This window comes from Flavobacterium sp. CFBP9031, assembly GCF_034044945.1.
GTDB lineage: Bacteria > Bacteroidota > Bacteroidia > Flavobacteriales > Flavobacteriaceae > Flavobacterium.
In genome coordinates this window covers 138,237-155,826 of record NZ_JAXCWF010000012.1, presented here as the reverse complement: position 1 = coordinate 155,826, position 17,590 = coordinate 138,237, and the positions used below count along the sequence as shown (strand labels likewise).

Below are 17,590 nucleotides of genomic sequence, written 5' to 3'. Positions count from 1 at the left end.
ATTTTAATTTAAGACCGCATTTTATTTATTCAAAATTGCTGTCCATTCCTTTTCCTCTCCTTTTGATTGTGCTTCAAATGCTTTTGCTTCACTTTTATTGTTAAAAGCGGCAATATTTCCATTCATTGGGCTTTTTATGGTTCCGCCCCAAACAAAAAAGGCGCTTTCAGCAGGAATCAATTCATTGTTTTTTGTATAATCATGCACGTAATATGTCTTAATCTTAATGTTTGCATTGTCTTTGCAGTAATGCGACATACACGCAATATCATCAAACTTGTAAACTCGACCTTTTTCTGTAATAATTTCGGCTCCATGTCTTCCATCACTAATTCCCATCATACAGAAATCGCAATTATCAGCATTTAGTTTAATAGGAACAGGTTTGTCGCTAGAGCATGAAAAAAGAAAAACGGGAACCAGCAAAATGCCCAAGAGCCGACCAGATGGTTTAGCATACTTTTCTTTTACAATAACAGCAAAAAGCAAAACTCCAACCGCAATAAGCATCCAGCCTCCAAGATCAGGAATTGAATAAGCTCCAAAATTTAATAATTGTTTGTATCCGAGCATCGGTGGCTGATAAGCCATGCCAGGAACTCTAATCGCAGCATTAGGATCGAGATTATGCCCATATTCATAATTCCATCTATAGAAATCACAGGCAGACAATATTCCAAACAAAACAAAAGAAAAGAAGAATACAAAAAGTCCTTTTCTATTTGCTTTCCATGCACATAGTATCGAAATAGCGCCTAATCCAGCTAAAATAAATGGTAGAACTTTAAACTCAATAAAATCTTCTGTATGCAACGTTTTCATTCCGATATAATGGTTTAAACCGTTGATAATGTCAACATCACCCGCAATTTTAGAGGCGTGAAGTTTTAATACCAAACCTTCAGGATATTGTGGCGCTGTAAGCTCTATTCTCCATATTGGAAAAAATATAGCCCCAATCAATAGAAGTCCTGACAAGAAGAGCGCAATTTTAGAAAAAGCGGTTATTTTTTTATCTCTCATAATAATTCAAAATAAAAGGGAACAAAGAATACTTTGTTCCCTTATGGTTACTGGCTATTCTTTAGGCAGATTAGTACCTACACTATAAGTAATTGGAACATTACTTCCTGCTGGTGAAACTCGTACATAACCCTGCATTTCTTGGTGCAGTGCACTACAGAAATCAGTACAATAGAATGGGAATATTCCTTTTTTCTGAGGAACCCATTTTAATGTTAAGGTTTCTCCTGGCATAATAAGTAATTCGGCAGTATTGGCTCCTTTAATTGCAAATCCATGAGGCACGTCCCAGTCTTGTTCTAGATTCGTAACATGGAAATAAACTTCGTCACCCACACGAATTCCTTCGATATTATCTGGTGCAAAGTGAGAACGAATACAAGTCATATAAATGTGCACTTTATTACCTTCTCTCACTACCTTAGTTTCTTTTTCTCCTTTAGTAGCATATGCATGGTTATTCTCTGCAATTTTGTAATACTTCAACTGTCCGTTATTAATCACTTTTTCAGCTGGAATACCTTGTGCATAGTGTGGCTCGCCAATTGTTGGATAATCTAGAAGCAATTTCATTTTATCTCCACTGATATCAAATAACTGAGCACTTTGTGCCAATTCTGGACCAGTTGGCAAGAAACGGTCTTTCGTAATTTTATTGTAAACCACCATGTATTTTCCAAATGGCTTTTCTGTATTTCCACCAGGAATCATTAAGTGTCCAGGAGAATAATAAGTTGCTTTTCTGTCTAAAACCTTTAAATCTTTAATATTCCATTTAACCACTTCAGACGAAACAAACATTGTAGTGTAAGCATTTCCTTTTCCGTCAAACTCTGTATGTAAAGGCCCTAAACCTGGTTTTTGAACCTCTCCATGAAGAGCAGCTTCATATTTTACAACTGGAATTCCTGCATAATCGCCATCAAATTGTTTTTTAGCAATAGCATCTTTCAATTTTGTGAAACTAAATACCGGAATTAAAGCCGCTAATTTTCCACTACCTACAATAAATTCTCCTGTTGGATCAATATCGCAACCATGAGGCGATTTCGGACAAGGAATCATATAACAGATATCTTTAAGCTCAGAAGCATCAAGAGTAAGAACTTCATTTTTAATCTCAGATTTAGCAGTTTGAGTTTTTTCATCCCAAGTATTGTGAGCATATTTTGCAGGAATTCGTTTTCCTTTTCCAGCTTTAATATATTCCTCTGCTTTTTTCCAGTTTACAGCCATGATAAAATCTTTATCATTTTTAGAAGCGTTAACCTCCAATAAAGTATTAGCTTGTTCTGTATTATAACACGAAAAGAAGAACCATCCATGAGATTCTTTTTTACCAGGGTGGCTAAGGTCAAAATTTACACCTGGAGCTACAATTTGAAAAGCAAGATCCAATTCTCCTTCTTTTCCAACTTTTACAAAACTCAGATATCCTTTAAAGTTTTTCTTGTAGGTATTAATTGGAACGTCTCCATTATCATTATCAGCAGGAACGCTGAAACGGCTTGCTCCTACCACATACTCTGTGTTTTGAGTAATAAAAGGCGAAGAGTGATTACCTCCGCAGTTTGGCAGTTCGATAATTTCAGCAGTTTTGAACGTTTTCAAATCAATACGTGCAATACGTGGCGTATTATTGGCATTGGCAAAAATCCATCGTCCGTCAACTTCTCCATTTGTTTGCGATAAATCCAAGTGATGCTGATCATCCCAAGGCACATAACCATGCGAAGTATTCAACATAGGTTTGGTTTCTTCGCTGTACCCGTAACCGCTTTGCGGATCTTCAGAAAACACCGGCATCACTCTTAACAATCTTCCGCTTGGAAGCCCGTAGACACTAACCTGACCGCTAAAACCACCCGATACAAAGTTGTAGAATTCATCATATTTTCCAGGTGCCACATATACTTTTGAGGCTGCATCGCCTTCAACAGCATCCGTAGAGTCTTTTGGTTTACAAGAAACAAAAAGAGCACACCCTAGCGTAACAACGAAAATCGATTTTAAAAATTTATTTTTCATAAGGCTATTTATTTTTGATTTTGATTTCTTTATTTTACCCCATCATTCTGGCGCATATATTCCAAGATAGATCTTGCTTCATCCTCCGTTAAACCTTGATTAGGCATACGAATCATGCAAAGCTCTAGTTGCGCTTGCAATTCAGGATCTTTGTCAATCATGGGGTCTGGATTGGTAATAAAGTTCATGATCCATTGCGGTGTTCTTCTCTCGGTAACTCCTTTCCATCCTGGTCCAACCAATTTTTCGTCGGTAGATTTATGGCAAGAAGTACATTTTACTTCAGCAGTTTTAAGTCCTTTTTCAGCCAGTGCTTTATCTAAAGAAGCTCCTAACTCAACTGTTTCATATTTTCCGATACCTCTTTTAGGATCGTAGGATTCTGCATCAGCTGCTTTTTCTTCGGAGGCAGGGGCTGAAAAATCCTGATCGCTGTTTGACTTTTCTTTTCCGCAGGATACCATCAGGAAAAAACCAAACATTGTTAATAAGAATAATTTGTTCATTAGTTTGTTTTTTTAATTGTTAAACTTTTGATCAAAATTCTAAAACTTGTTTTTCATAAAGTATGATTACAATCATATCCTCAAAAAAAAGTTCATAATACCTTCGTATTTTCAAAAAACAACCAATGAAGTTTTGCGTTTACATATTTTTATTTGCGATCGTGTTTAGACCCGCTTTTCCGTTTTTGGATTACATCGTCAACTACCATTACATTGCAACTGAATTATGCGAAAACAAAAATGCTCCCGAACTTCATTGTAACGGAAAATGCCATTTGAAAAAAGAGCTGGCAAAAAGCTATAAAAACGATACGCCAGCTTCTAACGAAAAGAAAAGTGAAACAACAGAAACTTTGGTGCTCTTTATGGTCAAAATCCCAGTATTTTCCTTTAATGAAAACAGGGTTATCCATTTCATAATACATACATTTTACAACAACTTATACTCTCATTTAGAGGCCGTCAATATCTTTCGCCCTCCTATTTTCATCTGATTTTATTTGATTCTTTTCCTTCCGAGTAGTTTCGGCAGACCTTTTATTATCATTATTTAAATCATAATCACATGAAAATTTTAAAATACACAGCACTTTTATTTTTATCAATTGTTTTATTCTCTTGTTCTTCTGATGATGCTTCAGAAATTCCAGCAGATGAAACCACGGGACTTCATAAAATACAGGAAATCGCAAATGACACTCATACAATAGAATTATTCTCGTCAACAGGTTCTTTGGTTCAAGGTTATAATCATGTTTCTCTTCGAATAAAAGACAAGAAAACCAACACTTATATTACAGATGCCGAAATCAGCTGGACACCATTAATGCATATGGCTATGATGCAGCATTCTTGCCCAAGATCTGAAGTAGGGAAAGTAGACAAGAAAACAATTTTTGAAGGAGATATCATCTTTCAAATGGCGCAAAACGAAACGGAATATTGGGAACTAAGCATTTCATACAAAATTAATGGTGCCATTTATACTGCAAGCGACAAAATAAATGTTCCTGCATCAGCAAAACGTACCGTAAGCTCGTTTAAAGGAAGCGATGGAAACAATTATGTAATTGCTTATATCGCACCATCTTCTCCAAAAGTGGCACTAAACGATATGACAGTGGGAATTTATAAAATGAAGGATATGATGACTTTTCCTTTCGTTGATAATTTAAGAGTCAAAATCGATCCAAGAATGCCAAGTATGGGCAATCATGGTTCTCCTAATAATACTGATTTAATGCAACGTGACGTTTATGGTCCTTACATGGGAACACTTTCTCTAACTATGACAGGATATTGGAAAATAAATCTTCAGGTTTTAAACGCTAGTCATGAAGTTCTAAAAGGAGAAGCAGTTACAACAGACAATCCGTCAAGCAGTCTTTATTTTGAAATTGAGTTTTAGATCTAAAAAACAACAAGAAAGAGGCAAAACACAATTTGTCTCTTTCTCTTAAAGTATGAAATGATGAAAAATCTAACAGCACTCTTTTTGGCTGTGTTTTCAACAATATGCTGGGCGCAGGAAAAAGCAAATGATAGTCTTGAAACCATAAAACTAAATGAAATAATTGTTATTGGAAATAAACCTTCTTTACATTTAAAACAATCCAAATCTCTTACATCTGTAGAAGAATATCTCTCAAAATCATCAAAAGTGAATATGATTAAAAGAGGATCTTATGCATGGGAACCTATTATTAATAATATGGCCACAGAACGTACGGTGATTACAATTGATGGAATGCGCATTTTTGGAGCTTGTACCGATAAAATGGATCCGATCACTTCTTATGTTGAGGTTTCAAATTTAGCCGAAGCCACCATAGCATCTGGACAGCGGGCAAGCTGTCACGGCGCAGGAATTGGCGGATCGGTCGATTTAAAACGTAATCCGTTTAGTGATAAAAATACGGGGTGGAACGGCAGTTTAAATTCTGGTTTTGAAAGTAATAATCTGCAAAAAATTATAGGAGCATCCTTAGGATACAATGATTCTCATTTTTATACTCATATCGATTTTATGCATCGTGATGCCGATAATTATAAAGCAGGTGGCAATAAAGAAGTCCGTTTTTCTCAATTTACTAAATACAATATTTCTGCTAGCGTGGGTTATTTTATAAACCAACAGAAACTTTTAGAAGCTTCTGCAATTTATGACAAAGCCAATAATATTGGCTATCCAGCACTTCCTATGGATGTTTCTTTGGCTGAAGCTAAAATTGTATCTCTAAGTTATAAATACTTGCCAAAATCTAATTTCGTAACCAATTGGGAAACAAAATTATATTTTAATTCTATAACCCACAAAATGGATGACACCAAAAGACCTAGCGTACCTATACATATGGATATGCCTGGCTGGTCTGATACGTACGGCTATTATTCAAGAATGAAAGGAAAATTTGAAAAGCATAGTTTTCTAGCTGACTTAAACGGATTTTACAATAAATCTATCGCAGAGATGACAATGCATCCTTCAGATCCAAACGAAAATCTGATGTTTATGTATACATGGCCCGATGTCAGAACTTTATACAATGGATTGTCTTTAGAAGATAATATTAAAATTTCTGAAAATGATCATCTAAGAATTGGTGCTAATCTCGGATTTCAAAATAATACCATAGCGAATGATTTCGGATTAGCGAGTCTACGCATTTTTTATCCGGAAATGGATGCTTCAAAAAACCGTTTCTTAAAAAGTTTTGCAGCAAATTATACCAAAAAAAACAACATTTTTGAGTTCGGATTTGGTTTGGCTTACGCCGAAAGAGCACCTTCTGTATCTGAAGGCTACGGATTTTATCTCTACAACAGCAGTGATTTTTATGATTATATCGGAAATCCAAATCTAAAAAATGAAAATGCTTTTGAAGGAAACTTTTCTACTGGTTATAAAACATCGCAATTAACCGCAAAAATTACAGGTTCTTATTTCTATTTTTCTAATTATATAATAGGTAAAATCGACCCGAATACGCTTCCTATGACTATTGGCGCTTCTGGAGTAAAAAGATATGAAGCTATAGACAATGCCAAAATATTGAATACCGATTTTAATCTGACGTACGACTTTTTAGAAAATTGGCAATTCAAATCACAACTTACTTATAGCACTGGAAAAGATAATGATGGAAACAATTTACCTTTTATAAGTCCGATCAAATACAGCGCTGGAATCGACTTCAAGAAAGAAAATTTTAATGCTGGAATTAGTGTTTTAGGAAATCTGGCTCAAAATGAATTTGCCAAAACTTACGGACAAACCAAAACGCCAGATTATCTAATTTTTGGGCTTAACGCTGGATATGCTTTTCATTGGAATCAAAACATATTGAAACTGCAAACAGGTGTTGAAAATATATTGGATCGATATTACACCACTTATGCCGACTGGAATAAAATTCCGCGAATGGGGCGCAATATTTTCATCAATCTTACTTTCAATTTCCATTAAACATCAAATTATCAAGGTTAACATATAAAAACAAAAATTAAACAGTATGATTAGAATCATGTTTTGAAAAAAATGATGATAATATATTTACCCTATTAAAATTATATGCTTAAATATATTTTAAAACAAACTAAAAAATAAGCAACAACAGCTTTTGTTAGTACAAAATTCAAGAATTTATATGGACAAGAATTTTTTAATACAGGAGATCATCCGATTGAAAAAAGAAAAAAATGCCGTGATACTAGCTCATTATTATCAAGATGAGAATATTCAGGAAATAGCAGATTTTATTGGAGATAGTCTTGAATTGGCTAAAAAAGCTCAAAAGACAGATGCTGATATTATAGTTTTTGCGGGAGTTCATTTTATGGCAGAAACAGCCAAAATTTTAAACCCAAATAAAAAAGTAGTATTACCCGATTGGAATGCTGGCTGCTCTCTTGCAGATGGCTGTCCGCCTGAAGCGTTTAAATTGTTTAAAGAACAGCATCCCGATCATATTGTGGTTACTTACATTAACTGTTCTGCACAAATAAAAGCTATGAGCGACTTAGTCTGCACATCGGCAAATGCCAAAAAGATAATCGAATCTATTCCAGTAGAACAAAAAATAATATTTGCTCCAGATGAAAATTTAGGCAAATATCTTCAAAAAGAAACCAAGCGCGAACTTGTCTTATGGAAAGGCTCATGCGTTGTGCACGAAGCCTTTTCATTAGACAAATTAATAGAAATATATAACAAAAATCCGACTGCAAAAATTGCAGCTCACCCGGAATCTGAAAGTCATATTTTAAAAGTAGCACATTTCATTGGCTCGACTTCGGGAATTATTAATTTCATTAAAACGGATCCTGCTGCCGTTTTCATTGTGGCCACAGAAGCCGGTATCTTGCATGAGCTTACTAAAGCGGTACCTGATAAAACGTTGATTCCGGCTCCTACCACAGAAGACAACATCTGTGCTTGCAGCGAATGTGCTTTTATGAAAATGAATACACTCGAAAAATTGTATTTGTGTCTTAAAAATGAAAGACCAGAAATGCTTATTAAAGATGAACTGAGAATAGAAGCGCTAAAGCCTATTAAAAGAATGCTTGAATTATCATAAAAAACGCAATAACCTTAAATCAAAATAACATGCTTAAAACAGATATACTTATCATCGGTTCTGGTATTTCGGGATTATTTTTTGCCATGAAAATAGCAAAAAAACGTCCAGACTTATCTATTGTTATAATGACGAAAGAAACAGCCAAAAATACCAATACACAGCTCGCTCAAGGTGGTATTGCTGTAGTTACAGATCATTTAAAAGACAGTTTTAATAAGCATATACATGATACCCTTCGTTCTGGAGGTGGTTTGTGCGATAAAGAAATTGTCAACATGGTCATTACGCAAGCTCCAGAAAGACTTCAGGAATTAATTGAAATTGGAACTTCTTTTGACAAAGATGAAAAAGGCCAATGGAATCTAGGTTTAGAAGGAGGACATTCACAACACAGAATATTACATCATAAAGATAGCTCCGGACAGGAAATTGAGAGTAAACTACTCAAGATTATTAAGAAGATGCCCAATATTGAACTCTTAGAGAATCATTTGGTCATTGATATCAATACCGAAACAAAAAAAGCTAAAACTACTTGTGCCGGAGTCTTCTTTTATGAAAAAAAACACAATCGCATTAAATACATGAGAACGCGCACTATTGTTCTAAGTACAGGAGGATGCGGACAGCTTTTTGAAAATACAACAAATCCTAAAATTGCAACGGGAGACGGACTTGCAATGGCAGCACGCGCGGGAGCAGAAATTGCAGATATGGAATATATGCAGTTTCATCCAACCGCTTTATTTACAGGAAAAGAAAATCCGTTGTTTTTGATTTCTGAAGCTGTAAGGGGTTTTGGCGCTCATATCGTAAATGATGAAGGAAAAAGGTTTTTATTTAAATATGATATTCGAGGCGAATTGTCTACACGAGATATGGTTTCAACTGCCATTAGTAAAGAACTTCAAGCGAGCGGAAAAAAACATGTTTATCTAGACTGTAGACATCTAGATCCAAAAGCATTTTCAAATCAATTTCCTGTGATAACAGCACATTGCAATGAGTTGGGAATTTACCCTGAAAAAGATTTAATTCCCGTTGTTCCTGCGGCACATTATCAATGTGGCGGTATTCAGGTAGATAAAAATGGAGTGACGACAATAAAAAATCTTTACGCCATTGGAGAATGCGCTAGAACAGGTCTTCATGGTAAAAACCGTCTGGCATCCAACTCTCTTCTTGAAGGTCTAGTCTTTGCACATCAGGCTTCAGAAAATGTAGATAGAACTATTGCTGAATTTCTTTTTTCATCCCAAATATTAATTCCAAAGTTTCCAAAGGCACATCAAGTCGACGATTACCTTGCTTTTGAAGTACTTAAAAAAGAATTGCAAAAACTGGTTACCGCATTTTACACAAGCGAAGAACGCGATGCCGAATTGGCTTTTGAAAAAATAAAAGAGCTTCATAATTATGCTGTTTCGCTTACAGAAGCACACGAAATTACGATTCCGTTTATCGAATTTTCGAATATGATTGCGGTTTCTCTATTAATTATTAAGCAATGTAAAACTGCAACAGACCAAAAAATATGCTGAAACCAAAATTAATCTATACCCCCAACCATTATGAAACTAACAAGCAAAACAACCATTGGAGAAATCGTCGCAGATGATTTCAAAACAGCAGCCATTTTTACAAAATTCCATATCGACTTTTGCTGTAAAGGATATCGAACAATCGAAGAAGTTTGTAAAAAAAGAGATATTGAAGAAAGTGCTCTTATAGAACACATTGAAAAAGCAAGAAGCAGTTCTGCCAATCAGTCTTTTGATTACAAAAGTTGGTCAGCCGACATGATTGCAGATTATATAACCAAAACCCATCATAGATATGTAGAAGAAAAGTCTCCTGTTATTTTAGAGTATTTAAATAAATTATGCGGTGTTCACGGTGCGATTCATCCTGAGCTTCATGAAATTCATACTATTTTTTCAAAGACGTATTTGGATCTCACAGCTCATATGAAACGAGAAGAGTTGGTTGTTTTTCCTTTTATAAAAAAAATGAAAATCGCACACAGTAAAGGTCTAGAACTGGAAACACCGCCTTTTTTATCTATCGAAACTCCAATTACAACATTAAAAGAGGATCATATAACCGAAGGACAACGTTTTAAAAGAATTGCGGCTTTAACCAATAATTATACACCGCCTCTTGACTCATGCAATACTTATAAAGTTGCTTTTCTGATGCTGGAAGAATTTGACAAAGATTTAAAGAAGCATATACATCTGGAAAACAACATCTTATTTCCAAAAGCAATTGAACTTGAAAAAACATTTGAAAAAGTGTCTTAAATTAAAAGAATACCATGGAAAAATATGTTATCAAACGCAACGGAGATTATAAGCCTTTTGAAGCTTATAAAATTCAGGATGCCATTCAGAAAGCCTTTCAAAGCGTCAATCAGCCTATAGACAAGAGAATTTTTAAAACCGTTCTTTCTGGTCTTGAGGTAAAGTTTTCGTGGCCTGTAGAAGAAATTCAAGACATGATAGAAAGGGTGCTTTTTGAAAATGGATATTTCCAAACCATGCGTTCGTTTATAATTTATCGTCACACCAGGAAATTACAGCGAGAACATATTAATGGTTTAAATGATGACACTACCTATATAGACAGTACGCAAACTGTTGAAGAATACATCAATCAATCCGATTGGAGAATTAATGCCAATGCCAATATTTCGTATTCAAACGCTGGCTTGGTCAGCAATACTGCAGGAAAAGTTATTGCCAATTATTGGCTCGATAAAATATATAATAAAGAAGAAGGTTCTGCTCATAGGAATGGCGACATACACATCCATGATTTGGATTGTCTTACCGGATACTGCGCTGGTTGGAGCCTACGTGTGCTATTAAATGAAGGTTTTAATGGCGTGCGTGGCCGTGTCGAGAGCAGACCTCCTTCTCATTTTAGAGAAGCATTGGGGCAAATGGCTAATTTCTTAGGAATTCTGCAAAGCGAATGGGCAGGCGCTCAGGCTTTCAGTTCTTTTGACACCTATTTGGCTCCTTATGTTTTTAAAGATCGGCTTTCTTGTGAAGAAGTTTTAAAAGGAATTAGAAGTTTTGTTTACAATCTTAATGTGCCTGCACGTTGGGGACAATCGCCTTTTACAAACATTACTTTGGATTGGAATGTTCCAGAAGATTTAAAAGAACAGATTCCGACAAGAAGCGATCAGCATTTGTTTTTGAATGTAAATGATAAAAACCTAATTGCGGAAGCTCAAAACAGAGGTGCTCAAAAATTGATAGACTTAAAATATGGCGATTTTCAGAAGGAAATGAATCTTATTAATAAAGCCTATTATACCATTATGACCGAAGGAGATGCAAACGGACAGCCGTTTACGTTTCCGATTCCAACCGTAAATATTACAGAAGATTTTGACTGGCAAGGAGAAAATGTCGATTTATTATTTGAAAATACAGCTAAAATAGGTTCCTCTTATTTCCAGAATTTTATTGGAAGCCAATATGTTTTGGATGAAAATGGAAACCGAATTGAAAACCCAGAAGCTTACAAACCAAATGCCGTACGAAGTATGTGCTGCCGATTACAGCTCGATTTAAGAGAATTGTTAAAACGCGGAAATGGCCTTTTTGGTAGTGCTGAAATGACGGGAAGCATTGGTGTTGTAACTATAAATATGGCGCGTCTAGGATATCTGCATAGAGGAAATATCCTTACTTTATTTGAACATTTAGACGAATTGCTTCAAATAGCCAAATCGACTTTAGAGAAAAAAAGAATCTTTATTCAGCAAATGTACGACCGCGGACTTTATCCGTACACACAGCGCTATCTAAAACATTTTAGAAATCATTTTTCTACCATTGGTGTAAACGGAATGAACGAAATGGTGCTCAACTTTTCTGAAGGAAAACAAAATATAACGGACAGATCAGGAATACATTTCGCTACAGAAATCCTAGATCATATTCGCATGCGAATGAAGGAATTTCAAGAAGAAACTGGAAATCTCTACAATCTAGAGGCAACACCAGCCGAAGGAACAACATATCGTTTTGCAAAAGAAGATAAAAAGCGTTTTCCAGAGATTTTACAAGCGGGTCAAAACGAAAACATTTACTATACCAATAGTTCACAAATTCCGGTCGATCATACCGATGATCCTTTTGAAGCTTTATTACTTCAAGACGAATTGCAATGCAAATATACTGGAGGTACAGTTTTGCATCTTTATATGAGAGAAAAAATAAGCAGTCCAGCAGCTTGTAAAAACTTCGTGAAGAAAGTTTTAACTGGCTTTAAACTGCCATACATAACCGTAACACCAATTTTTAGCATCTGCCCTATTCATGGCTATCTAAACGGAGAACATGAATATTGCCCAAAATGCGACGAAATTTTACTCAATAAAAACAATCAAAAACACTTGGCTTATGAAAACGAAAACGCTTAAAATTCTAGAAGAAAAAAAATCCCAAAGAAGCAAATGTTTGGTTTATACACGTGTAATGGGATATCACAGACCTGTAGAAAGTTTTAATATTGGAAAAAAAGGTGAACACCAACAGCGTACCCATTTCGAAGAAAGTATTATCTATTAAAGGAATATTTAGCCTCACGCCTTTTACTTTATTAGATTTTCCGCATAAAACAGCCTGCATAGTGTGGTTTGCGGGCTGTAACATGCGGTGTTTATACTGCTACAATCCAGACATTGTTTTAGGAAAAGGAAAGATTGATTTTAATGAAGTTCTATCTTTCTTAAAAACTAGAAAAGGATTATTAGACGGTGTTGTATTAAGCGGTGGCGAATGCACTTTACACAAAAAAATAATTGATTTTATAAAAGAAATTAAAGCATTGGGATTTGAGGTTAAAATAGATACCAACGGTTCCAATCCAAAAATATTAAATAGCCTGATTCGTGATCAATTAATTGATTATGTCGCGTTAGATTATAAAAGTCTTCCTCATACCTTTAAAAAACTAACGCAATCAGGCTTATTTTCAGAATTTGAAGAAAGCTTAGAAATTTTGATTCACTCGAATATTCCGTTTGAAGTTCGTACCACTTTTCATTCTTCTTTAATTAAAGAAAATGATTTTGTGAAGATGATTGAATATTTAGAAACAAAGAATTTTAAAGGAAATTATTATGTACAGCATTTTATGAATAATGTCCCAACACTTTCAAAACTAGACGATTCAAGTAAAGAAATACAGCTTAAAAACTTCTCCACTCCAAAAATAAAAGTTATTTTTAGAGATTGATAACTCAAAATGAATACGTTATGACTTTACATCATTTTGTACTTATAATTCATCTATTGGCGGCGACAATTTGGGTTGGCGGACATTTACTTTTGGCTATTTGCTATCTTCCAACAGCGTTGAAGAAAAAAGATCCACAGATTATTTTAAATTTTGAAAAGAAATTTGAAGCACTAGGCATGTCTTCTCTTGCTTTATTAATTATTACAGGAGTCTGGATGGCGTATGATTTTGGCGTAACAGCCGAAACTTGGTTTCATTTCTCAAGCGGATTTGAAAAAGTAGTTTCCATAAAACTGATTTTACTTTTCTGCACTTTTATCTGTGCTGTTTGCGCTCAATTTTTTGTTATTCCGAATCTTAATAAAAATAATATTTACAGAATTGCCATAATTATTCTAACGGTTACTTCAATAGGAGTTGCAATGTTAGTTTTAGGATCGACACTGCGTTATGGCGGAATTTAATTAACTCAACTAACTGATTTTTAATGCAAACGCAATCTCGATTTTTTTGGGATTGCGTTTTTTACTTTACAGCGCATTAGTTACGACATCATTCCTACAAGTATAGGGCCGAATGCAGTCAATAGTATATTGGCTAATGCGTAAGGAATAGTGTAGCCTAAAACGGGAAATTTACTCCCTGATGCATCTTGAACTGCTTTTAATCCAATTGTTGATGTGCCCGCACCTGTTTGCGCGCCAAGTAAAATTAAGGGATTCATCTTTAATACATATCTCCCAAAATACATTCCGATGATATGAGGAATTAAGGCAACCGCTACACCCGCTAATAAAATACCAAATCCAGTTTCTTTAAGACCTGAGATAAAACTCGGACCAGCAGCAAGACCAACAAGTCCAATAAAGGCTGCTAGACCAACGTTGTCAAATATCCACAAAGCGGGTTCTGGAATTCTGCCAAAAACCGGAGTTCTTGAATGCAACCAACCAAAAATTAATCCCATTACCAATGCACCGCCGCTTGTTGTTAACGTTACCGAAACTCCAAATAAGGTTACCGAAAGCAAACCTAAAAGTCCACCAAGGACAATACCCAAACCAACAAAAATGATATCGGTCTCGGGGCTTAAACGATCCAGATAACCTATTTCTTTTGCTGCTTTTTCTAGTTTTGCAGGCCTGCCTGAAAGATTCAAAATATCACCTCTATTTAAAACTGTCTTCGATTCAAGCGGTATCTCATGATTTTCTCTGGTTATTTTGTTTAGCATTAATCCATGATAAAAACTGCTTTTTCGAAGAGACTTTACTGTCATCCCTTCAATAGCTTTATTCGTAATCGTAACATCTAAATGAGCCAGCGGAAAATTTAATAATTCTTCATCCAATACTTCTGGTCCAATAGAAAAGAGACTATCCAAAATGATTCCATGCTGTCCCATAATAACCATTACATCATCTTTTTGAATTATAATATCGGGGTTGGGATCTAGCAATTGATCCTTATGGCGTATTCTCTGAATAACAATATTCTTGTTAGAAATTAATCTTTCAAACTCGCTTATACTGATTCCGGTCCATTTCTCATTGGTTATTCTATAGGCTCGGATAATCCATCTCTGATAGGCGCTTTTCATTCCTGGACCATATTCAGTTTCTCCTGAAATGGTTTCAGCCAATTTATCACTTTCTTTCACTAAATCAATACCAAGCAATTTTGGAGCAATTCCAGTTAGAAAAAAAACAAAAGAGGCTGCCCCTACAAGATAAGTTACAGAATAGGCTACTGGAATATTATTGATTAATCGGCTTTTTTCTGCATCAGCAAGATTTAAGTGGCTGATAGCATCTGATGCAGTACCAATTACAGTTGATTCAGAAAACGCCCCTGCCAATAATCCGGCTGCCGTTCCTACATCATACCCTAAAAAAGTAGAGACAGCATATGCCACTAATAAGCACGATAAACAAATTACCAAGGTGAGCAGTAATTGCGGAAATGCATTTTTTTTAAAACCTTGAAAAAATTGAGGTCCAACTTTATATCCTGTAGAAAACAGGAAAAAGTCAAAGAAAATAGTTTTTACAATATCAGGAATTTCAATATCCAACTGACCAATTAGCACTCCAGCGAATAAAGTTCCTAATACGACACCAATTTTAAATGTACCTATCTTAATACGTCCTATTAAGAATCCAAGAGCCAAGCATAAGAAAAGTGCCAGTTCAGGATGTGCTCTAAGTATAGCTGTAACCATATTGCCTTTTTTTTCATATAAATTTAATCAAAAAAAGATAGCAACACATTATATTTCAATTATTTACAAGTAATTAATTATAACCACATTATAATAAACAGAAAATAAAAGTGGCAGATATAAAAACTAACTCTTAAATAATTTTTCATCCAAATAAACAAACCTGTCTGGCCGGCTTCATCTTCGCTGGAAAAAACAAAAAACTAAAAAATCTAAACCAACTGGCAAGCAGCTTGAATTAGAAACAATATAAAAAACAGCCCGAAGGCTGTTTTAATTTTTATGAGATATCGCCATAAACATCTGATTTTCCACAAATATTAGAGGGAGTATTTGCTTTTGGATTACCTTCCCAAGACCTCAATTATCTTCATTTAAAGATCATCCTCAATCAATTCATTTATGAAATATTCCAAATTTTGCCTATCATACACCTTAGGATAATGATATCCATTAATAAAAAGTGTAGGCGTTAATTGGAAATGGTTATTTTGGCACCAGACGAACTGTTTGGCAAATAATTGATCGATTTTCACAATATCAATATCTATTTTATATTTCTGCAGCCATTCGCCAATATTTTTCTCTTCAAACCAATTGGCTAATGCTTCGCTATAAGCTTCTTGTCCCTTTTCCAGATAAATTGCCATCAGGCTCCTTAACAGCAGTTTTTTCTCATCCCTTTCTTTTCCAATATCAATCCCCATCAGCACATTGATTTTTACTTTTTCTCCATGAAGCTTCAAAATTTTAGCCAATAATGCATCGGCATCCTTACAGTAGCCACAAAAAGGATTTGTGATTATGGTTATTTGGACTTTACTGTTTGCATTTCCAAGCTGGATTGGACTTTGAAGCATATCTAATTTTGATCTGGATAACAAGACAATCTTAAAAATTTTATAGTTGCGTATAAATCTCGTCGCTTTAAAATTCATGTCTTTCAGCTCATTATGCTTTGCCAACATCTGTTTGAGCAGTGACCAAATAAATGATATAGTCAGAAATAGGAATGCAAATATTAAAATTGATCTGAGCGAAATGCCTACACTGTTTTCAAGAAATACTTCGACATACAATAGCTCTGCCAATAAAGTAAATATTATTGCCAAGCATATCGGGCACCACTTTTTTTCAACTATTTTTTGATAGTAAAGCGATAGGATAATGATCGGTATACTACAATAGAGCAATGCTTTTTGAATTATAAAAAAATCATTTGAATTTCCGGCAAGTATCAATACAAAGAGGCTTATAAACTGAGACGCAAAAAAAACGATGCTTAAACTGCTGAAATTTAAAAACTTGAACAATTTCCATTTATCTGAGTTAAGTATAGCCTCACAGCTTGTATCGTTTGAAATATTGCAGAATTTTGCAATTAATGCGCTCTTTGTACCAAACAGATCTTTTAGTGCTGCAATTGAAAACAAAAGGCCGATTATCGGGAAAATGGCAAAAATCTTTGTCGTAAGGCTTTCATCAGCATTGAAATATAGGATGCCAAGCAGAATTAAAGATAAAGATGGCAAAATGAATGGATAATTATTCTTAGATCCTGTTTCAATTTCATTAGTCTTTTCCGCCAATAAAACAGTCCCGCCCCATCTTTGCTGCAAAAGCTCTCTATCATGTTCTACTATTTTTTTTCCTTTATATGTGAAATAGGAACTTTCTCTCCTTTCAATAAAATAGGGCGTCTTTTTACCGTTGTCATTTTTTAGAACGGCAATAAATCTATCGGGCAAAATTTCAATATCATCGAAATCAATATTTATAGCAAAATTTTCTATAGAGAAAAAATTTAAAGTATCCGATATAGCCAGTAAAGTAGGGTAATCAGGATGCGACTGCACCTGGAATGAAAATTCAGATTTATCAATTGGTAGTTCTTCTTTTTCTAAATACTGAAAAAGGTAAGTGAAATTTTCGGTCATATATAAGCTCTTAATCTAAATGTTTTAGAA

15 protein-coding genes are annotated in these 17,590 nt (G+C 34.8%); 10 read left to right on the top strand and 5 right to left on the bottom strand.

Features of this window, described 5'->3' with window-relative positions; genetic code table 11:
• Positions 1–21: 21 nt before the first annotated feature.
• From SOM12_RS19320 to SOM12_RS19310, 3 genes are read right to left on the bottom strand one after another with little or no spacing between them, the layout of a single operon-like run.
• The gene (locus SOM12_RS19320) at positions 22–1,023 is read right to left on the bottom strand and encodes a nitrous oxide reductase accessory protein NosL (RefSeq protein WP_095930047.1); all 1,002 of its coding nucleotides are present in this window, start codon (positions 1,021–1,023) and stop codon (positions 22–24) included.
• Between the two features lie 54 nt (positions 1,024–1,077).
• Complete coding sequence (gene nosZ / locus SOM12_RS19315; RefSeq protein WP_095930048.1) at positions 1,078–3,051, bottom strand: Sec-dependent nitrous-oxide reductase; 1,974 nt, start codon at positions 3,049–3,051, stop codon at positions 1,078–1,080.
• A gap of 29 nt (positions 3,052–3,080) precedes the next feature.
• A complete protein-coding gene (locus SOM12_RS19310; RefSeq protein WP_095930049.1) occupies positions 3,081–3,557 on the bottom strand; it encodes a c-type cytochrome in 477 nt (158 codons plus the stop codon).
• 125 nt (positions 3,558–3,682) lie between these two features.
• Between SOM12_RS19310 and SOM12_RS19305 the strand changes: the two genes are divergently transcribed.
• From SOM12_RS19305 to SOM12_RS19260, 10 genes are all read left to right on the top strand, one after another.
• Positions 3,683–4,051 carry a hypothetical protein gene (locus SOM12_RS19305; protein ID WP_320494958.1) on the top strand — a complete coding sequence of 123 codons (369 nt, stop codon included), beginning with the start codon at positions 3,683–3,685 and terminating at the stop codon, positions 4,049–4,051.
• 71 nt (positions 4,052–4,122) lie between these two features.
• A complete protein-coding gene (locus tag SOM12_RS19300) occupies positions 4,123–4,965 on the top strand; it encodes a hypothetical protein (RefSeq protein ID WP_320494956.1) in 843 nt (280 codons plus the stop codon).
• A 60-nt stretch (positions 4,966–5,025) separates the two neighbouring features.
• Positions 5,026–7,023 carry a TonB-dependent receptor gene (locus SOM12_RS19295; protein WP_320494955.1) on the top strand — a complete coding sequence of 666 codons (1,998 nt, stop codon included), beginning with the start codon at positions 5,026–5,028 and terminating at the stop codon, positions 7,021–7,023.
• 181 nt (positions 7,024–7,204) lie between these two features.
• Positions 7,205–8,137: a quinolinate synthase NadA gene (gene nadA / locus SOM12_RS19290; RefSeq protein WP_320494952.1), complete on the top strand. Its 933-nt coding sequence runs from the start codon at positions 7,205–7,207 to the stop codon at positions 8,135–8,137.
• 29 nt (positions 8,138–8,166) lie between these two features.
• On the top strand, positions 8,167–9,681 hold the full coding sequence (nadB, locus tag SOM12_RS19285) for an L-aspartate oxidase (protein WP_320494950.1): 1,515 nt from the start codon (positions 8,167–8,169) through the stop codon (positions 9,679–9,681).
• A gap of 30 nt (positions 9,682–9,711) precedes the next feature.
• The gene (gene ric, locus SOM12_RS19280; protein WP_320494948.1) at positions 9,712–10,443 is read left to right on the top strand and encodes an iron-sulfur cluster repair di-iron protein; all 732 of its coding nucleotides are present in this window, start codon (positions 9,712–9,714) and stop codon (positions 10,441–10,443) included.
• A gap of 14 nt (positions 10,444–10,457) precedes the next feature.
• Entirely contained in the window at positions 10,458–12,581 is a 2,124-nt protein-coding gene (locus tag SOM12_RS19275) for a ribonucleoside triphosphate reductase (protein ID WP_320494947.1), read from the top strand.
• Positions 12,562–12,729 carry an anaerobic ribonucleoside-triphosphate reductase gene (nrdD, locus tag SOM12_RS19270; protein WP_172426906.1) on the top strand — a complete coding sequence of 56 codons (168 nt, stop codon included), beginning with the start codon at positions 12,562–12,564 and terminating at the stop codon, positions 12,727–12,729. Before SOM12_RS19275 ends, nrdD begins: the two co-directional genes overlap by 20 nt.
• Positions 12,683–13,399 (top strand): anaerobic ribonucleoside-triphosphate reductase activating protein, encoded by a 717-nt coding sequence (locus tag SOM12_RS19265; protein ID WP_256385527.1) that lies wholly within the window; start codon positions 12,683–12,685, stop codon positions 13,397–13,399. Before nrdD ends, SOM12_RS19265 begins: the two co-directional genes overlap by 47 nt.
• 20 nt (positions 13,400–13,419) lie before the next feature.
• Entirely contained in the window at positions 13,420–13,866 is a 447-nt protein-coding gene (locus SOM12_RS19260) for a copper resistance protein CopD (protein WP_095930057.1), read from the top strand.
• Between the two features lie 80 nt (positions 13,867–13,946).
• Here the strand turns inward: SOM12_RS19260 and aspT are convergent, their stop codons facing one another.
• Together aspT and SOM12_RS19250 are read right to left on the bottom strand one after the other, a co-directional pair.
• Positions 13,947–15,623 (bottom strand): aspartate-alanine antiporter, encoded by a 1,677-nt coding sequence (aspT, locus tag SOM12_RS19255; RefSeq protein ID WP_320494942.1) that lies wholly within the window; start codon positions 15,621–15,623, stop codon positions 13,947–13,949.
• A gap of 374 nt (positions 15,624–15,997) precedes the next feature.
• Positions 15,998–17,560: a vitamin K epoxide reductase family protein gene (locus SOM12_RS19250; RefSeq protein WP_320494940.1), complete on the bottom strand. Its 1,563-nt coding sequence runs from the start codon at positions 17,558–17,560 to the stop codon at positions 15,998–16,000.
• Between the last annotated feature and the right edge of the window lie 30 nt (positions 17,561–17,590).